The sequence below is a fragment of the Citrobacter sp. TBCS-14 genome, from assembly GCF_005280805.1.
Taxonomy (GTDB): Bacteria; Pseudomonadota; Gammaproteobacteria; order Enterobacterales; family Enterobacteriaceae; genus Citrobacter; species Citrobacter gillenii.
The window spans coordinates 1-267 of sequence record NZ_SZWM01000350.1 but is presented as its reverse complement, the minus strand read 5'-3'; the positions used below and the strand labels follow the sequence as shown (position 1 = coordinate 267).

Sequence of the window (267 nt, the reverse complement as noted above, 5' to 3'; positions counted from 1 at the left end):
CTGCACGTCAGGTTTGATCTTGTTCTCTTCGAGTAAGGCCAGCATCAACGCGTTATCCCGTAACGCACTGCCGTAATCCGCCATCCACTGTTGCGTATCGCGGCGCGGTGTATTCAGGGCCAGCGTTAACGCTTGTTCACTGCGGTTGGCATCGCCCATATTTTTCAGCGCGATCCCCAGTTGTAACAGCGGTAAACCAGAGGCTGCTTGCGCACGACGCTCCCAGATCTCACGCAATGCGCCGAGCGGAGCTTTTTGCTGATGCGC

General features: G+C 56.6%; 1 protein-coding gene. It reads right to left on the bottom strand.

The window, feature by feature from the left end; translation table 11 throughout:
- The coding region (locus tag FDX22_RS15440) for a hypothetical protein (protein WP_146717422.1) at nt 1-267 on the bottom strand (267 nt) is incomplete at both ends.